Genomic DNA, 17,531 nt, shown 5'->3' on the forward strand with positions numbered 1-17,531 from the left:
TTGCCTGAATTCTGGGGTTGCTGTGCAACCCATCGCCGGCAAGACCGGCTCCCACGGGGGGCTGTATGTGGGAGCTGGCTTGCCAGCGATGCAGTCACCGCACATTCCAGCCTTACGAGGTCGGCACGGTAACCGCAGCCTTGTGCTTCAGTTCAACCGGCCGGCGATACAACACCCAGTAGTAACAGCCCAGGCTGATCAACCAGCAAAACACCGCAGTCCACACGTTGTGCGAAAAGAAGTGCGCGCCCTGCAGCATGCGCCCTACCGAAAACAGCGTGCCCAGGCCAAAGGCGAACAACAGTGCCGCCTTTGCCAGGCGCGGGCGCCGGTCGCGCAGGACAAAGAACAGCGCAAACAGGGTAAAGCCAGTCGCCGCGTGGCCACCCGGCCAGCAGCGCCCGGGCTTGTCCGTCGCCGGGCGCGGGCTGAGCAGCTCGCTGTAGGTCTCCTTGCCGCCAAACTCGGTCAGGCTCCACGGGCACTGCACCGCCGTCACTGCCTTGACCGGTGTGACAAAGCTGGTCGACAACCCCATGGCCAGCACCAGGCAGCCCAGTTCCCGACGCCAGCTGAACAGCCGCGACCAGAAGAAACTCATCGCAAAGGCGACGATCGCCAGCAGACCCAGGACGATCACGGCCTGTTTCGCCCGGTCATGCAGGATGTCTTCGAGGAAGTAGCTGTGCCGGCCAATGAACTGCCCGGCCAGCGGGTCGAACGCCAGCTTGGCCAGGTCCATGTCCAGTGAGGTCAGCTCCAGCAGGATCAATATCACCGCGGTGACGGCGGGGATGCCCAGGGCAATCCAGAAATTCAGCGGACGGGAGTAGGCAGGTAGCGACATGGCAAGTCCAGGTGAATGGAGGGGACAATCCGACCGGCAATTCTCGGGCAGCCGCCATCACCTGTCCGTGAAGGCTCGGTGAAAAAAACGTTAACCTGCAATAAAGTCGCGCCGACCTAGCCGGGCGTCGCCGATGGCCTTAAGCTGCGCCTGCCAAGCAGGCAAAAGCGCCAGACGGGAGATACCCCAATGCGAATTCTACTGGTTGAAGACAACCGCGATATCCTTGCCAACCTGGCCGACTACCTTGGCCTGAAGGGCTATACGGTGGACTGTGCCCAGGATGGTCTGTCCGGCCTGCACCTGGCGGCGACCGAACACTATGACCTGATCGTGCTCGACATCATGCTGCCGGGCATCGACGGCTACACCCTGTGCAAGCGCCTGCGCGAAGATGCCCGTCGTGACACCCCGGTCATCATGCTCACCGCCCGTGACCAGCTGGATGATCGCCTGCAGGGCTTTCGCTCCGGCGCCGACGATTACTTGCTCAAGCCTTTTGCCCTGTCGGAACTGGCCGCGCGCATCGAAGCGGTGCTGCGCAGGGCCCAAGGCGGCGGCCGGCGTACCTTGCAGGTCAGCGACCTGGTGTATGACCTCGACACCCTGGAAGTCAGCCGCGAAGGGAAGCTGCTCAAGCTCAACCCGGTCGGCCTGAAGCTGCTGGCGGTGCTGATGCAGAAGAGCCCCCACGTGCTGCGCCGCGAAGTGCTCGAAGAGGCCCTGTGGGGTGATGATTGCCCGGACAGCGACAGCCTGCGCAGCCACGTTCACCAACTGCGCCAGGTGATCGACAAGCCGTTCGAAAAGCCCCTGCTGCATACCGTTCACGGCGTGGGCTATCGTCTGGCCGAGGGCCGTGATGGAGTTTAGACAGAGCCTTGCCCAGCGGATCATCATTGCCTTTGCCCTGATGAGCGCGCTGGTGGCCGGGGCTTTCGCTTTCGGCATTGTCGCTACCGTCCACCTGGTTGAAGAACGGCTGATTTCCGCAGTGCTGGGCGGCGACCTCCAGCGTTTGCTGCGCATGGACAGCGTCGGCGACTGGAGCCACCGGCCGCGACCGGATCAACTGTTCTATTTCAGCGGCGGGCGCGATGACTTCGAGCTGCCCAAGGATCTGCGCCACCTCGACCGTGGCTTTCACGAAGTGTTTCGTGAAGATCTGTCCTACCACGCGATGGTTGAGATCGTCGATGGCCGGCACTATGTACTGCTGCAGGACCAGAGCGACTTCGAAGAACGCGAGCGCGTGCTGTTCGCGGTGGTGGTGGTCGGCTTCATCCTCAGCCTGGCACTGGCGGTGTTCCTCGGCTGGGTCCTGGCCCGGCGGGTGATGGCACCGGTGATCCGCCTGGCGCGCCAGGTACGTCACCGTGACCAGTTGCTCGGCCTGGCGCCACCGTTGGCACCTGATTACGCTGCGGACGAAGTCGGCCAGCTGGCGGTGGCGTTCGACGACACCCTGGGGCGTCTGCGTGATGCCCTGACCCGTGAGCGGCTGTTTACCAGCGATGTCAGCCATGAGCTACGCACCCCGTTGATGGTGCTGGCCAGCTCCTGCGAGCTACTGCTGGTCAATCCCAACATTGACACCCGTGCGCGTTCTCAGGTCGAGCGCATCGCCCGCGCCACCGAAGAAATGCAGGAACTGGTGAAGACCTTCCTGATGCTCGCCCGCGCCCAGCGCGACGAAGGGGCCGTGGCGTCGCAGGCGAGCATGAAGGAAGTGGCGGACGACCTGATTGGCGTCTGGCGCGACACCATCGAGCAAAAGGGCCTGACCTTGCTGTACGACGTCAGGGCTGCAAGCGCGACCCTGTATAACGCCACGTTCCTCCAGGCAGTGATGGGCAACCTGTTGCGCAACGCCGCGCACTATACCGATCAGGGTTTTATCCGCCTGACCCTGGAGCCGGCCGGGTTCCTGGTCGAAGACAGTGGCGTCGGGATTCCTGAAGAGCAGCGCGAAGCCATGTTCCGGCCGTTCGTGCGCGGTGATGAGAGGCGTGGTGAAGGGCTGGGCCTGGGGCTGTCATTGGTGCAGCGGATCTGCGACGACCAGGGCTGGACGGTGAGCCTGACCGCCATGGTGCCCCACGGCTGCCGCTTTCATGTGGACCTGAGCCTGGCCCCGGATCGGACGGTCGAGGCGCAATAGGGCCATTGGCCAGCTGTGAAAGTTTGTAATTAATTGAAACCTTTGCCGCGCTAACTCACAAATTTTTCACACCCGCATGACCTGACGCCAACGCTTGCCTGCCTAAGGTGGGCGTATTGGAGTCAGGAGATGCACCATGCGTAGCCCCATCAAGCTCGAGTTTTCGGAAAAGTACGACCAGCAGCACGCCAAGGAATACTTCCACAAGCACCAGGACGGTCTGGCACGCAGGATGTCCCACCAGCGTGACGAGCAAATGGCCCGTCGCGCCCTGGCGCTGGCTGGCGAACCCGGGCTGGTCCTCGACCTGCCGTGCGGCGCCGGGCGTTTCTGGCCCCTGCTAGCGGAAAAACCCAACCGGGTAATCATCGGCGCCGACAACTCCGAAGCCATGCTCGAAACGGCACGTGCCTCGCAACCGGCCGAAGTGGTGGAACGGGTACGCACTTTGCAGACATCTGCGTTCGCCATCGATTTACCGGATAACTCGGTCGACAGCATTTTTTGCATGCGCCTGATGCATCACATCGGCGAGGCCGCCCACCGCAAGACATTACTTTCGGAATTTCAACGAGTTACCCGCGACAGCGTGATCGTGTCGCTGTGGGTCGATGGCAATTTCAAAGCCTGGCGGCGCAAGAAGCTCGAACAGCGGCGTTACACCGAAAAGGGGCAGGGCAGTTACCAGAATCGCTTTGTGTTACCAGCTGCTACGGTTGAGGAAGAGTTCGAAGCCGCAGGATTCCGTATTCAGGAACGATTGGACTTCTTGCCGTTCTATGCCATGTGGCGAGTCTATCTATTGCGTAAGGGGTAAGCTGGGCATGGGGTTTGAGCGCACAACAGCATCGACGAACAAGGATCAGTTCGATCATTTCTGGCACCAGCAGGGCGAATGGGTGGAAGAGCCCAATCAGCGCCGCGGCGGCGAGAGTGGTGTACAGCGACTGAGCGATGACACTGGCCATACGTTCTACGCCAAGCGCCAGATCGGCCATATCTACCGCAGCCTGTTGCATCCCTTCGGCCGCCCTACCGTGCTGCGTGAGTACGATGCCTTGAACAGTTTCGAGCAGCTCGGCGTGCGGGTGCCGCATATTGTCTATTGCGGTGTTGACCGCGACACCGAGCATCAGTGGCGAGCCCTGCTGGTCAGCGAGGCACTGGAAGGTTTCGAGGATATCGACAGCTGGTTCGCCGACGGCGCCCGTGAACGTTACCACCCGGCGCTGCATGAGCGGGTTCTGCAGGACCTGGCGCAGAACCTGGCGCGGATGCACCGTGGCCACTGGCAACATGGTTGCCTGTACGGCAAGCATGTGTTCGTCAAGGTTATCGGCGAAGGCGCCGAAGCCAGGGCTGAGGTGGCGTTGCTCGACCTGGAGAAATGCCGCCGGCGTATCAGCTGCCAGCGCGCCGCCGCCAACGACCTTAAACAATTGCGCCGCCATTCGTCTTTCACTGACGCAGAGTGGCAAAAACTGCTCTATTTTTATCAGAGGGCGTTTGGCAGCGCAGTCAAAGGTTTAGAGTAATGAAACTAGAAATTGCTCGAGGTGTGTTTCTGTTGATTGCGCTGGGGGTGGCAACCGCCGCCGTGGCCGCGTGGGAGGAGCCGCGCCCGCAGATTTTCAGCAAGGTCGATGCGGGTGCGCAATGCCCGCTGCCACGGGTAGTGAAACCCCAGGTCGATGCCAAACCTGACCACGATCTGCTGCTGTTGCTGTTCGGGCTGAGCCAGGGCGTACGCGCCAGCGGCTGAACCCTGAGGGAGCGGCGGTGCGACGATTCGACTTGCCCCGCGGTCGATCCCGAAGCGAAGGTTATTCAGGCAGCACCTCATCGCGGGTCAAGCCCGCATTCACCTGCGGCGCGTCGGCCTTGGCCAGCAGGGTGTAGATACAAGGCAGCACGAACAGGGTGAACAAGGTGCCCACCGACATGCCGGTGGCGATTACCGTGCCGATGTCGAAGCGGCTGACCGCACCGGCGCCGGTGGCGAGGATCAGCGGCACCATGCCAAACACCATCGCCGCAGTGGTCATCAATACCGGACGCAAACGGATGGCCGCCGCTTCTTCCACCGCTTCGCGGGCACTCAGGCCTCTTTGCTGGCGCAACTGGTTGGCGAACTCGACGATCAGGATGCCGTGCTTGCTGATCAGCCCGATCAGGGTCACCAGCCCCACCTGGGTGTAGATGTTCATGCTCGATATGCCCAGGAACAGCGGAATCAACGCCCCGCAGATCGACAACGGTACCGTCACCAGGATCACCAGCGGGTCGCGGAAGCTTTCGAATTGGGCTGCCAGCACCAGAAAGATGATCGCCAGGGCCAGGCCGAAGGTTACCCACAGAGCACTGCCTTCCTGGACGAACTGGCGCGCCGCGCCGCCATAATCGAAACCGTAGCCCTCCGGCGCTTCTTCACGGGCGATGCTGCGCACGGTTTCCAGTGCTTCGCCCATGCTGACCATCGGGAAACCCTGGATGATCGCCGAGTTCAGTTGCTGGAACTGGTTGAGCTGACGCGGGCGGGCACGATCGCTGATGCTGATCAGGGTCGACAGCGGCAGCATCTGCCCTTGCTGGTTCTTCACGTAGTAGTTGTTCAGCCAGTCGGGATTGTCGCGGTAGGGCCGTTCGACCTGGGCAATGACCTTGTAGCTGCGCCCGTCGATGGTAAAACGGTTGATCTCCGCCTCACCGAGCAGGGTCGCCAGGGTGCCGCCAAGGGCGTCCATGGACACGCCCATCTGCGCGGCCTTGGCCCGGTCGATATCGACCACCACTTCCGGCTTGTCGAAGGCCAGGTCGATGTCGAGGAAGGCGAATTTACCGGACGCCTGGGCACGCGTCTTGACCCGCTCGGCCACCTCCAGCAGCGACGCGTAGTCGTTGGCCGTGTTGATCACGAAGGCAAATGGCAAGCCTTCGCCGGTGCCGGGCAGCGAGGGCAGGTTGAAGCCGAAGATCTGCAGGCCGCTGATGCCTTCAAGCTTGGCCTGTACCAGCGGTAGCAGCTCCATCTGGGTGCGCTCGCGCTCGTTCCACGGTTTGAGCAGGAAGCCGCCGATACCCGACTGCACACCGTTGAAGCCGTTGATCTGGAACGACGAGTAGTACTCGGGAAACGCCTTGAAGATCTTGAGGAACTCCTCGGTGTAGCTGTTCAGGTAGTCGAGGTTGGTCGGCTGCGGGGCGGTGGCCATCATGAAAATGATGCCCTGGTCTTCATCTGGCGCCAGTTCGTTCTTGGTGAACATCAGGAACACCGGAATCAGGCACAGCATGATCAGTGCGAACACCAGCACCACCGGCCGGGTGTTGAGGGTGCCGTGGAGGATTGTCTGGTAGCGCTGCTTGAGCCGCTCGAACAGTACATCCAGACGGTGGGCCAGGCCGGTGGGGTTCTGTTCGTGGCGCAAGAGCAGGGCGCACATCATCGGTGACAGGGTCAGGGCGACGATCCCGGAGATCACCACGGCGCCTGCCAAGGTCAGGGCGAACTCCTTGAACAGCGCGCCCGTGAGCCCCTCCAGGAAGCCGATAGGGGCATAGACCGCCGCCAGCGTGATGGTCATCGATACCACCGGCATGGCGATCTCCCGCGCGCCTTCCAGGGCTGCGTCGTAGGGCGATTTACCTTCTTCGATATGCCGATGGATGTTTTCCACCACGACAATGGCGTCATCGACCACCAGGCCGATCGCCAGCACCATCGCCAACAGGGTCAGCAGATTCAGCGAGTAGCCCATCAACTGCATGAAGAACAGCACGCCGATCATCGACAGCGGGATGGTGATCACCGGGATCAGCACCGAGCGCAGGGCGCCGAGGAACAGGAAGACCACGACGATGACGATCAGCACCGCTTCGACCAGGGTTTTCACCACTTCGTCGATCGAGGCCTGGATGAACAGCGTGGCGTCGTAGGCGATCGAGGATTTCAGGTTTGGCGGCAACTGGCTCTCAAGCTCGGGCATGAGCTTGCGCACCTCCTTGATCACCTCCAGCGGGTTGGCCGCCGGGGTGGCCTTGATGCCGATGTACACCGATGGCGTGCCGTCGAAGGAGCTGACCGTGTCGTAGTTTTCCGCACCCATTTCGACCCGTGCCACATCACCCAGCAGCACCCGGCTGTCGCCACTGGTCTTGAGCGGGATGTTGGCAAAGGCTTCGGCGGTTTTCAGCTCGGTGGTGGCGTTGATGCTGGTGACGATGTACTCGCCCTTGAGTTCGCCGGCCGCGGAAAGGAAGTTGTAGCCGCGCACCGCCTGGGTCACGTCATTGGCGCTCAGGCCGTAGCCGGCCAGCTTGACCGGGTCGATCCACAGGCGCATGGCGAACAACTGGTTGCCGAGGATCTGCGCTTCGGCCATGCCCGGCAGGGTTGCAAGCTTGGGCTGGATCACCCGTGACAGGTAGTCGGTGATCTGCGGGTTGCTCAGTTCACTGCTGTAGAAACTGATGTACATCAGCGCCGAAGCGTCGGCGGCTTCCTTGCTCAGCACCGGGTCTTCGGCGTCCTGAGGCAGCTTGTTCTTGACCTCGTTGCCCTTGGCCAGCAGCTCGGTAAACAGCCGGTCGCTGTCCGAGCCGATGCGCGCGTAGATCGAAATCACCGAGAAGTTCTGCCGGCTCACCGAGGTCATGTAGTCGATGCCTTCGGCGCTGGCCAGGCTCTGTTGCAGTGGCTGGGTGATATAACCCTGGATGGTCTCGGCGTTGGCTCCGGGGTAAGCGGTGGTTACCGTGATCAGGGCATTTTCCATCTGCGGATACTGCCGGATCGGCAACTTGCTCCAGGCCTGAAAACCGAGCAGGACGATCAACAGGCTGACCACAGTGGCCAGTACCGGGCGGCGGATGAACGGATCGGTAAAAGCCATGACGGTTCCTCGCTCAGTTGACGCGCGACTGGCTGTTCGGTGCTGCCTGGGTCTTGTCCGGACTGATGCTGATCGCCGCGCCCTGGGTGAGTTTCAACTGGCCGGCGGTCACAACGGTTTCACCGGGTTTCAAGCCTTTGCTGATCACCACCAGGCCGTCACGCCGTTCGCCGGTCTCGACGAAGCGCCGCTCGGCGATCAGCGCCGGCGGCTGGTCATCGGCGTTGTGCGGCGGCTGAGCGTCGTCGGTTTTTTGCGGTACGGCGACATACACCGAGTTGCCATACAGGGTGTAGGTCACCGCGCTTTCCGGGACCACCACCTGTGGCTGCGGGTCGGGCAGCAGCACCTGCAGGCTGGTGAACATGCCGGGTAGCAGCTTGCCCTCGGGATTGGCCAGGGTGGCGCGAACCTGCACGTTGCGCGTGCTGTCCTCGACCTTGGGATTGATTGCGCTGATGCTGCCGGGGAAGTTTTCTTGCGGGTAAGCGGCGACGTTGACCAGCACCTGCTGGCCGATGCTCAACTTGGGAATCGACTGTTCCGGGACGAAGAAATCGACGTAAAGGCTGCTAAGGTCTTGCAGGGTGGCGATTACCGTACCGCTGGCCAGGTAGTCGCCGACGTCGACCTGGCGGATGCCGATGGTACCGCTGAAGGGCGCATTGATGCTCTTTTTCGCCAGTGAGGCCTTGAGCTGGTCGACCACCGCCTTGTTGCGCTTGAACTGGGCGCTGAGCCGATCGAACTCGCCCTTGGAAATGGCCTGGCTGCCGACCAGCTGGCTGCCGCGGTTGTAATCGACCTGGGCCAGGCCCAGATCGGCCAAGGCGGTACCGAGCAGGGCGGTTTCGACATCGCTGTCCAGTTGCAGCAGCGGTTGGCCCTTGCTGACCTGCTGCCCGGACTCGAACAGCAGCGTCTTGACCGTACCGGCGATCTCCAGGCTCAGGTCGACCCCTTGCAGGGCCTTGAGGCTACCGACGGCGGGCAGGCGGTTCTGCCAGGCGCGCTCGCGGGCCTCGGTCGCCGCCACGCTGATCGGCGGCTTGGGGACCGAGAACATCTGCACCTGCTGGTAAATCGTGAAGGCTTTATAGCCCCCCAGGATCAGTACGAGCAGCAGGACAACACCTAACATGATCAGCATGCGGCGGCGCAGCATAGTCCAGTTCCTTGGATACGATTTTTTGTTCGATTGGCACGACTGCGGGCGCTCCTGCCCACGTGCGATGTAGCCGAATATTACTCTGTTGACCGGGCCTGGGAAGCCTGTGTTCCAGGCTAATTTCAGGCCAGGTGCAGGTGGTTGTCCCAGAGCCCTGAAGGCAGTTGCAGCGGCTGGCCGATCAGCTCGCTTTTGCGGCAATCGTACAGGCGGCAGCGGCCCTGGCCGGAGGTCACGACAAAGCCGTCTGCCACGGCGCCGACGCCGGCGCAATCGGGCATCGGTGCATCCAGGCGCACCTGGGCAGTGTCCAGGTCCCAGATGAACAGGCGGTTGGCCCGTGGCGCGGTCAGGGCGACCAGGCGCAGCTCGTTGTGAATGGCGACGCTGGCGGTGTAGTGGGCCATGGACTGCAACTGCTGCTCGGACACCGGAAAGGCTTCGAAAGCCTGGCCCGGGCGCTTGATCGCCAGCAGCTCGGCGGTTTCGTGGCTGGCCCCCATGAACTGCTGGCCGGCAACGATGGTGCCATCGGCGGCAATCGCCAGGTGGCGCACGCTGTTCATCTGCTGGCTCAGCACCTCTTTGCTCAGCAGGGTGCCGTCGCGCTGCATCAGCACCAGGCTTGGCTGCATGGCGTCGAGGTTCATCTCTACCCGGCTTTCGGCTTCGGTGCGGATGCCGCCGTTGGCCACCACCAGGGTTTCGCCGTCGGGCATCCACGACACCTGATGCGGGCCGATACCGTGGGTGGAGATTTCACCGCTGTGCTGCAGGCGTTCGCCGTCGAACCGATACACACCCAGCACGCCACGACCGGGCTCGGTGGTGTCGTTCTCGGTGGCGTACAGCCATTCACCGCTCTTGTGAATCACCGCGTGGCCGTAGAAATGCCGGTTCGGCTGCGAAGTGATGGTCTGCAGCAAGCGACCATCACGCAGGTCGATCAGGTAGCTCTCGGTGCCGGGGCGGCGGGCGACGAACAGGGCAATCGGCTGCTCGGGATGGTTGATGATGTCGTGGCAACGCAGGCCCACCTGGGTGGCGAACACCTGGGTACCGTCCAGGCGGTAGCCGACGGCGTAGTGCTTGCCATCGCCATCGTCCCGCGCCGAGAGCAGCAGCGGGGTGCTGCCCTTGTTGCGAAACAGGGCCCAGCCGCCGAGGGTGAGGGCACTGAGCACAACGCTACCGAGTTTGAGAGCCTGGCGTCGCAACATGATCAGTCACCGTCGTTGGCGTTGAAGCCGAGCTGGATGCCCAGCGCCTTGGCCAGCTCGCCTTCGTGCAGGCGGTGGACGACGTTGAGGCTGTCGTAAAGGGTGTTCAACTGCTGGCGACCGGCTTCGTCGTCGAGCAACTCGCCCAGGGTTTTCTGGTTGCTGGTCAGCAGCTTGATCGCGTTGGCGTAGGCGGCGTCGATCTTGTCGGCCAGGGCTTGCTGGTCTTTGCCCAGCAGGCCGCGCAGGCCCTTGTTGTCGACCCCGACCCAGACGGTCTGGGCAGCGTTCAGGCTGGCTTCCAGGCTTTTCAGCGAAGAGTGGCTGCGCCAGGCTTCGGCCTGCAGTGGCTGCGGGATGCCCTTGCTCAGGCGGCCCATGGGTGCGCCGAGCTTCTTCTTCAGGGTGTCCAGGGCGGTGACCTGGGCACGCAGCAGGTCGGCAATGGCCTCGTGGGAATCGGCATAACGCTGGTTGGGGAACTTGGTCATCTGCGCCAGCATGCCGTCGGTGGTGTTCCAGCCTTTGAGGATTTCTTCGGCCAGGGCCTTCTGGTGCTCGCCGATGGCCACCAGCAGCGGGCAGTAGCGGGCTTTCTGTTCGGCGTTGGCGGTATCCGGCTTGCTGTCGAAGAGGATGTATTCGTAAGCCGACAGGCCGCGCACGACGACACTGGATTTGCCCAGGGTTTCGGCGTCGACCGGCTTGTCACCGTTGACCAGTTGCTCGACCTGACGGCCGACCAGGTTTTTCTTGTCGGGCCAGAACTGCACCTGCCAGGCGCGGTTGCCTTCAGCCAGCGGGCCGATCAGCAGCGGCTGCAGCTCTGCCCAGGCTTTTTGCGCGTGGAGGAAGTCGGCGCGGGCAGTGGCAAGGTCCGCCTTGCCTTCGCAGAAGGCCAGGGCACTGACGGCCAGTTGGCGGTCGGCTTCGACCCAGCGGCTGTAGGTCGGCAGGATCACTTGTTTGGCGATCGCTGCCGAAGTCACCGCTTGCGGGTCTTGCGGCGAGCAGGCGCCGAGGGCGAGGGCGGCAAGGCTGGTGAACAACAGTTTGGGACGGAACATGCCCGGCTCCTTTGCTTAAAGTGAATTCAGGAAGGCCAGCAACGCGGCGCGCTGCTCGGCATTGAAGGTCAGTACGTACTGCTTGGCCGCTTCGGCCTCGCCGCCATGCCAGAGCACGGCTTCGAGCAGGCTGCGGGCGCGGCCATCGTGGAGAAACTGGGTGTGACCGCTGACGGTCTCGTTCAAGCCGATGCCCCACAGCGGCGGGGTGCGCCAGTCCTGGCCGCTGGCGGCGAACTCGCTGCGGTTGTCGGCTAGGCCCGGGCCCATGTCATGCAGCAGCAGGTCGCTGTAGGGGCGGATCAGCTGGTTGGCCAGCTCCGGCTCGGCGGCGTCGCTGGCGGTGGTGAATTGCGGCGTGTGGCAGCTCTGGCAGCCGGCCTGGTGGAACAAGTTCTTGCCGGCCAGCACCTGGGGCGAGTCGACGTCCTTGCGCACCGGCACCGCCAGGTTGCGGGTGTAGAACAGCACCAGGCGCAGGATGTTGTCGCTGACCTCCTGCTCGCCATTGGCGCCGTTGCCGTTGGGGGCGTTGAGGCAGTCGGTCTGCGCCGGGGTGCAATCGTCCATCGGCCGCAGGCTGGTGGTCAGGCCCATGTCGCCGGAAAACGCGTGGACATTCTGTTGGTTGAGGTTCGGTTGCCCGGCCTTCCAGCCGAAGCGGCCGACCACGGTCTTGCCCAGGGCATCGTCCCAGACCCGGTTGGCGCGACCACGGATACCGTCGCCGTTGCGGTCATCGGGGTCGGCATTGGCCAGGATCGCCGCCTCGGGGATGGCCTCGAGCAGGCCCAGGCCGATCATCGGCGGGGCGACGCGGGCGGAAAAGCGCGTGTCCGGATGCATCGGGCCGTAGCCCAGTTGACTGATTTGCAACCTGGGCTGGCGCAGCTCGACCTGAGTGCCGTCCTTGAAGGCCACGGCTACCGGGTCGTATTCGACCCTGACCTTGCCCTCGGGGGCGACACCGGGCACTGCCATGTCCTGAAACTGACCGCCATACACCGGCTCCGGAACGATGCCCAGTTGCTCGATGACCTTGGCGTACTGCGGCTGATCCGGGATCGACAGGCGCACCAGCATCGACACCGAGTTGGCGGCGGTGGGCCCGGGCGGGTGGCCGCGGCCGTCCTTGATGTGGCAGTTCTGGCAGGCATTGGTATTGAACAGCGGGCCCAGGCCGTCACGGGCGGTGGTGGTCGACGGCGCGATCACCCAGGGGCTGCGGAAGAAGCTGTTGCCGACACTGAAGTCCAGGCGCCGGCTCGGCGGCAGGTTCGCCGAAGGCATGGAATAGGCGTTCTGGTCGCGCTTGTTCACCGTCGCCTTGCCACCGGCCAGCGCTTCACCGGGCTCGGCCTGGGTGAAACGCGGTGCGTCGTCGCAACCGGCCAGAAGGACGGCCAGAAGCAGGGGACTGAGGCGGGGAAGCAACGAGGACATCAATAATCCTGGGGCTTGGGCAAAAAACCGGCGTGCAAGCTTAGCAGGCTCAGGGTAATTGAATAAGAGGGATTTGCGTTTGCTGGATGAAATCTATCGCGGGGCAAGCCCGCTCCTACAGGTGGCAGCGGGCTAGCCCGCGATGATGCGCATAAAAAAGGCGACCCGAAGGTCGCCTTTTTTACCGCCGCTGAATCAGAACTCGTGATCGGCGGTGTCTGGCGCCAGGTTGGCGATGCCCAGTTTGCTCGACGCCTGTTCGATTGCACCGGTCTGTTTGACCAGGGCGGCGATGGCGTCACGCACGATCTGGTTGCCGGCAGCATTATCGGCTGCGATCAGCTGGTCGTAGTGCTCGCCTTTGGCCGCGTGGTCGACCATGACCTGGATCTTGGCTTCGGTCGCTTCCAGGTCGGCCTTGAGGGTGGTGTCGGTGGCCGCGTCGACCTTGGCCACCAGCGACGACAGGCTCGGGCCGGTCAGCTTGGTGCCGTCGGTGCGGGTGTACTCGCCCAGGTAGACGTTGCGGATGCCCTTGGCGTCGTAGAAGTGCGAGTTGTGGGTGTTGTCGCTGAAGCAGTCCTGCTCGTCTTCAGGCGAGTTGGCCTCCAGGGAAACCTTCATGCGCTCGCCAGCCAGTTCGCCCAGCGACAGGCTGCCCATGCCGAACAGCATTTTGCGCAGGCCGTCGGCAACCGGCTCGGCTTCGAGGGTGGCGCGGTAGTTGGTGGCGACGTTCGGCGCCCAGTTGCCGACCATTTCTTCGAGGTCGTTGACCAGCAGTTGGGTCACGGCTTTCAGGTAAGCGCGACGGCGTTCATTGTGGCCACCGGTAGCGCCCTTGCCTTCGAGGTAGTCGGAAGCAGGACGAGCGCCAGCGCCTGGGCCGGTGCCGTTGAGGTCCTGGCCCCAGAGCAGGAATTCGATGGCATGGTAACCGGTGGCAACGTTGGCTTCGGAGCCGCCCAGCTCGTTCAGGCTGGCCAGTTTCTCCGGGGTGATGTCCTTGACGTCAACCTTGTCTTCGCCGACCTGCACTTGCGTGTTGGCGATGATGTTGGCGGTGGCGCCAGGGTTGCCCAGGGCATGCTCGTAGCTCTTGTCGACGTAGTCGATCAGGCCTTCGTCCAGCGGCCAGGCGTTCACCTGACCTTCCCAGTCGTCGATGATGGTGTTGCCGAAGCGGAACACTTCGCTCTGCAGGTACGGCACACGGGCAGCGACCCAGGCGGCCTTGGCGGCGTTCAGGGTTTCATCGTTGGGCTTGGCGAGGAAGGCATCGATGGCGGTTTGCAGGGTCTTGGCGGTGCTCAGCGAGTCGCTGTAGACGGCATGGACCATGTCGGCGTAATGCTTGACCACGGCTTTTGCCGCTGCCTCGTCGACGGCGCCAGCGGCGGCCGGTGCGGCAGCCGAGGAGGTGGCAGCCGGGGCTTGCGGTGCGGCGGCCTTGTCCTTGTCCTTGCTGTCGCCGCAACCGGCGAGAGAGATGGCAATGGCCAACAGACTGGCGGTGGCCAGAGGCATACGAATCATGGCGAATTCCTGCGTCGAGAGGTTGGACAGGCGTACCGGGGCACGCAAAACTGCAACATAATGCGAAAGATTTGCATTTTGTGTAAAGGGGCAGTCACGTAAATATTCAAATGCGTGTTTCCACCCCTTCGGGCAATGCGAACAGGGGTTACAGAATCGAAACCTGGTTGCGCTGCGCCTGCTTGAGGAACGCGGTCAACTCCCGGGCAGGCAGCGGTTTGCTGTAGTGATAGCCCTGACCTTCGTGGCAACCCTGGGCGATGATGTAGGCCTCTTGTTCAGCTGTCTCGACACCCTCGGCAATGACCTGCATGCCCAGGCTCTTGCCCAGCTGGATGATGGCGCGAACGATGGTGGCATCGTCGTCGTCATCGAGCAGGTCCTGGACGAAACTCTTGTCGATCTTGATCTTGTCCAGCGGCAGCGACTTCAGGTAGCTGAGCGATGAGTAGCCGGTACCGAAGTCGTCAATGGCGATCAGCGCCCCGGAGCGGCGCAGGCTCAGCAGGTGCTGGGCGGCGGTGCTGATGTCTTCCATCAGGCCGGTTTCGGTGACTTCCAGCTCCAGGCTGCGCGGTGGCAGGCGGTAGATCTGCAGCAGGTTGTTGACCACCCGCGGCAGCTCGTTGTGGTGCAGTTGCACGGTCGACAGGTTGACCGCCATGCGCAGTTCGCTGAAGCCCTGGTCGTGCCAGTCGCGCAGTTGCCGGCAGGCCTGGTCGAGCACCCACTCACCGATGGTGATGATGTTGCCGTTCTGCTCGGCCAGGGGGATGAACTGGTCCGGCGGAACCATGCCCAGTTCCGGATGCTGCCAGCGCAGCAGCGCTTCCACACCGACCACGCGATGGTCGCGGTAGCTGATCTGTGGCTGATAGACCAGAAACAGCTGGTTGCGCGGCAGGGCTTCGCGCAAGTCTTTTTCCAGTTCGCGACGGCGGCGCATCTCGCTGTCGACGCTGGCAATGTAGAACTGATAACGGTTGCGCGAGCGGGCCTTGGCCAGCGTCATGGTCTGTTCGGCCTTTTGCAGCAGCTTCTCGGTGCTGTCGCCGTCCTCGGGGAACAGGGTGATGCCGATGGTGGCACGCAGGCGGATTTCCTGATGGTCGAGGGCGAACGGCGCCTCGAGATCATCAAGAATGCTCTGGGCCAGCTCGGCAGCTTCGTAGGGCTGCTCGATATCGGCCTGGACCAGGGCGAACTGGTCGCCGCCCAGGCGCGCCAGGGCGCCAAGCCGGCCACTGTGGGCACGCAGGCGATCGGCCAGGGCCAGCAGCAACTGGTCGCCGGCCTGGTAGCTGAACTGCTCGTTGATGCCCTTGAAGTCGTCCAGGCCGACGCACAGCACCGCTACCCGGCGTTGCAGGCGGCCGGCGTCGACGAGGATCTTGTCCAGTTGCTGCTGCAGTTGCTGGCGGTTGGGCAGGCCGGTGAGGAAGTCGTACTGGGCCATGCGCAACAGGCTGTTCTCGGCTTCGTGGCGCAGGTGGGTGTTGCGCTCGATCGACGCCAGCAGCTGGTTGGCGGTATTGACCCACAGGCCCAGCTCGTTCTTTTCGTGGCCCTTGATCAGCGGCAGTTGATGCTGGCTGGGACGGTCGGGGTTGATCTGGGTGAGGTGCTCGATGATCTTCGACAGCGGCTTGGTCAGCATCCAGTGATAGACCAGGTACAGCACCAGGCCCATGGCCAGGGCGCGCAGCACGCCGGAAATGAAGATGATCACCGAACTGACCAGGAAGCCCTCGCCATATGCGGCGGTGTCGAGGGTAATGCTCAGGTCGCCGTAATATTCGCTATAGGGGCCACGGCCGACCAGTTGGGTGGTGAAGCTACGTTCCTGGCCGAGAATCAGGTCGGTTAACCAGCGGCTGGAAACTTCCTGCAGCGGGCGGGATTTTTCCGCCAGCATGGTTTCGTTGGGATGGCCGATGGCGGCCATGCGCACGGATTCGTCCTGGAACAAGCCCTCCATGACCTGCATGCCCATTTCCTTGTCGAGGCTGTACACCGCCTGGGTCGAAGGGTCACGGAACATGTCGAGGATCCGTTGAGCGTCATTGGCGACGGCCTGGCGGGTCTTGTAGACATCGAAGACGATCTGCGCACAACTGAGAACTACACCGACGACCAACGCCGAGAGCAGTACTACCCTGAGCAACTTGACCGATAAGCTGTTCTTGAGTTCCAGCTTCAATGGGGTTTCCTTAATCCATGCGCATGGCATCATTTTGCCATCAAACTTGGCAATCCACTATCGGCCGTCAACAGGACTTCTCCAGCTCCGCGAGGGTGCTTTTTTGCACCCGGAGCAGGTTGGCTACCTGCCGTCACTGTATCGGTTGCCCGGCCTCGCGACTTTAATCCGTGGGAACGAGTTTCCCAACGTTTGATGTTAGCGCGCTCTGCGTGCGCGGCAAGATACACGGCGCGTGAATAGGATGAAAAATGTTGCAGCGAAGGCGCCCATAAAAAAGCCCACCGCTAGGGTGGGCTTTTCGGTCGCTCGATACCTTGTGCAACGTATCGATCAGCAGCCGGCTCAGGCAGTGAAGGTCTTGCCTTCGAACTGCTCGGCCACGAACTTCCAGTTGACCAGGTTCCAGAACGCCTCGACGTACTTCGGACGCAGGTTGCGGTAGTCGATGTAGTAGGCGTGTTCCCAGACGTCGCAGGTCAGCAGCGGGGTGTCGCCGCTGGTCAGCGGGTTGCCGGCGCCGATGGTGCTGGCCAGGGCCAGGGAACCGTCGGCTTTTTTCACCAGCCAGCCCCAACCGGAACCGAAGGTGCCGACCGAAGTCTTGGTGAACTCTTCCTTGAACTTGTCGAAGGAACCGAACGCGGCGTTGATGGCTTCAGCCAGGGCGCCGGTTGGTTGGCCGCCAGCGTTTGGCGCCAGGCAGTTCCAGTAGAAGGTGTGGTTCCAGACCTGAGCGGCGTTGTTGAAGATACCGCCCGAGGAGGTCTTGACGATCTCTTCCAGGGTTTTGCCTTCGAACTCGGTGCCTGGCACCAGGTTGTTCAGGTTCACGACATAGGTGTTGTGGTGCTTGTCGTGGTGGTATTCCAGGGTTTCCTTGGAAATGTGCGGCTGCAGGGCGTCGTGGGCGTAAGGCAGCGGCGGCAATTCAAAAGCCATGGTGATTCTCCTAATCAGGTCTGTTGCGGTGAGCGCAAGGCCGATCACGGGCGGC

General features: G+C 62.7%; 14 protein-coding genes. 5 read left to right on the forward strand and 9 right to left on the reverse strand.

What is annotated here, in order from left to right:
* Positions 1-112 precede the first annotated feature (112 nt).
* A complete protein-coding gene (locus CCOS864_RS05855) occupies positions 113-847 on the reverse strand; it encodes a phosphatase PAP2 family protein (RefSeq protein WP_115085454.1) in 735 nt (244 codons plus the stop codon).
* 189 nt (positions 848-1,036) lie between these two features.
* On the opposite strand from CCOS864_RS05855, the gene colR reads away from it, so the two are divergent.
* From colR to CCOS864_RS05880, 5 genes are all read left to right on the forward strand, one after another.
* Positions 1,037-1,720, forward strand: coding sequence for a two-component system response regulator ColR (gene colR / locus CCOS864_RS05860; protein WP_100782556.1), 684 nt, complete (start codon positions 1,037-1,039; stop codon positions 1,718-1,720).
* A complete protein-coding gene (locus tag CCOS864_RS05865) occupies positions 1,710-3,008 on the forward strand; it encodes a sensor histidine kinase (RefSeq protein ID WP_115085455.1) in 1,299 nt (432 codons plus the stop codon). Before colR ends, CCOS864_RS05865 begins: the two co-directional genes overlap by 11 nt.
* A gap of 136 nt (positions 3,009-3,144) precedes the next feature.
* On the forward strand, positions 3,145-3,825 hold the full coding sequence (locus CCOS864_RS05870) for a class I SAM-dependent methyltransferase (RefSeq protein ID WP_115085456.1): 681 nt from the start codon (positions 3,145-3,147) through the stop codon (positions 3,823-3,825).
* 7 nt (positions 3,826-3,832) lie between these two features.
* Positions 3,833-4,543: a lipopolysaccharide kinase InaA family protein gene (locus tag CCOS864_RS05875; RefSeq protein WP_115085457.1), complete on the forward strand. Its 711-nt coding sequence runs from the start codon at positions 3,833-3,835 to the stop codon at positions 4,541-4,543.
* Positions 4,543-4,770, forward strand: a complete 228-nt coding sequence (locus CCOS864_RS05880) for a hypothetical protein (protein WP_115085458.1) — start codon at positions 4,543-4,545, stop codon at positions 4,768-4,770. Before CCOS864_RS05875 ends, CCOS864_RS05880 begins: the two co-directional genes overlap by 1 nt.
* 61 nt (positions 4,771-4,831) lie before the next feature.
* On the opposite strand, the gene CCOS864_RS05885 is transcribed toward CCOS864_RS05880, so the two are convergent.
* The 8 genes from CCOS864_RS05885 to CCOS864_RS05920 form a co-directional block, all read right to left on the reverse strand.
* The gene (locus CCOS864_RS05885) at positions 4,832-7,900 is read right to left on the reverse strand and encodes a multidrug efflux RND transporter permease subunit (RefSeq protein WP_115085459.1); all 3,069 of its coding nucleotides are present in this window, start codon (positions 7,898-7,900) and stop codon (positions 4,832-4,834) included.
* A 13-nt stretch (positions 7,901-7,913) separates the two neighbouring features.
* Positions 7,914-9,065, reverse strand: a complete 1,152-nt coding sequence (locus CCOS864_RS05890; RefSeq protein WP_115085460.1) for an efflux RND transporter periplasmic adaptor subunit — start codon at positions 9,063-9,065, stop codon at positions 7,914-7,916.
* 125 nt (positions 9,066-9,190) lie between these two features.
* Complete coding sequence (locus CCOS864_RS05895) at positions 9,191-10,288, reverse strand: DUF1513 domain-containing protein (protein ID WP_115085461.1); 1,098 nt, start codon at positions 10,286-10,288, stop codon at positions 9,191-9,193.
* Positions 10,289-10,290: 2 nt separating this feature from the next.
* On the reverse strand, positions 10,291-11,355 hold the full coding sequence (locus tag CCOS864_RS05900) for an imelysin family protein (RefSeq protein WP_115085462.1): 1,065 nt from the start codon (positions 11,353-11,355) through the stop codon (positions 10,291-10,293).
* Positions 11,356-11,370: 15 nt separating this feature from the next.
* Complete coding sequence (locus CCOS864_RS05905; RefSeq protein WP_115085463.1) at positions 11,371-12,798, reverse strand: di-heme oxidoreductase family protein; 1,428 nt, start codon at positions 12,796-12,798, stop codon at positions 11,371-11,373.
* A gap of 195 nt (positions 12,799-12,993) precedes the next feature.
* Positions 12,994-14,334 (reverse strand): imelysin family protein, encoded by a 1,341-nt coding sequence (locus CCOS864_RS05910; RefSeq protein ID WP_115085464.1) that lies wholly within the window; start codon positions 14,332-14,334, stop codon positions 12,994-12,996.
* A gap of 148 nt (positions 14,335-14,482) precedes the next feature.
* Positions 14,483-16,534 (reverse strand): putative bifunctional diguanylate cyclase/phosphodiesterase, encoded by a 2,052-nt coding sequence (locus CCOS864_RS05915; protein WP_115085465.1) that lies wholly within the window; start codon positions 16,532-16,534, stop codon positions 14,483-14,485.
* A 345-nt stretch (positions 16,535-16,879) separates the two neighbouring features.
* A complete protein-coding gene (locus CCOS864_RS05920) occupies positions 16,880-17,476 on the reverse strand; it encodes a superoxide dismutase (RefSeq protein ID WP_010220832.1) in 597 nt (198 codons plus the stop codon).
* Positions 17,477-17,531: the final 55 nt, after the last annotated feature.

The sequence above is a fragment of the Pseudomonas wadenswilerensis genome (assembly GCF_900497695.1).
GTDB classification, from domain to species: Bacteria; Pseudomonadota; Gammaproteobacteria; order Pseudomonadales; family Pseudomonadaceae; genus Aquipseudomonas; species Aquipseudomonas wadenswilerensis.

Excerpts from the sequence above, each read along its gene's own strand:
- CCOS864_RS05855 (WP_115085454.1), bottom strand. The coding sequence starts at position 847 with ATGTCGCTACCTGCCTACTCCCGTCCGCTGAATTTCTGGATTGCCCTG.
- colR (WP_100782556.1), top strand. The coding sequence starts at position 1,037 with ATGCGAATTCTACTGGTTGAAGACAACCGCGATATCCTTGCCAACCTG.
- CCOS864_RS05865 (WP_115085455.1), top strand. The coding sequence starts at position 1,710 with ATGGAGTTTAGACAGAGCCTTGCCCAGCGGATCATCATTGCCTTTGCC.
- CCOS864_RS05870 (WP_115085456.1), top strand. The coding sequence starts at position 3,145 with ATGCGTAGCCCCATCAAGCTCGAGTTTTCGGAAAAGTACGACCAGCAG.
- CCOS864_RS05875 (WP_115085457.1), top strand. The coding sequence starts at position 3,833 with ATGGGGTTTGAGCGCACAACAGCATCGACGAACAAGGATCAGTTCGAT.
- CCOS864_RS05880 (WP_115085458.1), top strand. The coding sequence starts at position 4,543 with ATGAAACTAGAAATTGCTCGAGGTGTGTTTCTGTTGATTGCGCTGGGG.
- CCOS864_RS05885 (WP_115085459.1), bottom strand. The coding sequence starts at position 7,900 with ATGGCTTTTACCGATCCGTTCATCCGCCGCCCGGTACTGGCCACTGTG.
- CCOS864_RS05890 (WP_115085460.1), bottom strand. The coding sequence starts at position 9,065 with ATGCTGCGCCGCCGCATGCTGATCATGTTAGGTGTTGTCCTGCTGCTC.
- CCOS864_RS05895 (WP_115085461.1), bottom strand. The coding sequence starts at position 10,288 with ATGTTGCGACGCCAGGCTCTCAAACTCGGTAGCGTTGTGCTCAGTGCC.
- CCOS864_RS05900 (WP_115085462.1), bottom strand. The coding sequence starts at position 11,355 with ATGTTCCGTCCCAAACTGTTGTTCACCAGCCTTGCCGCCCTCGCCCTC.
- CCOS864_RS05905 (WP_115085463.1), bottom strand. The coding sequence starts at position 12,798 with ATGTCCTCGTTGCTTCCCCGCCTCAGTCCCCTGCTTCTGGCCGTCCTT.
- CCOS864_RS05910 (WP_115085464.1), bottom strand. The coding sequence starts at position 14,334 with ATGATTCGTATGCCTCTGGCCACCGCCAGTCTGTTGGCCATTGCCATC.
- CCOS864_RS05920 (WP_010220832.1), bottom strand. The coding sequence starts at position 17,476 with ATGGCTTTTGAATTGCCGCCGCTGCCTTACGCCCACGACGCCCTGCAG.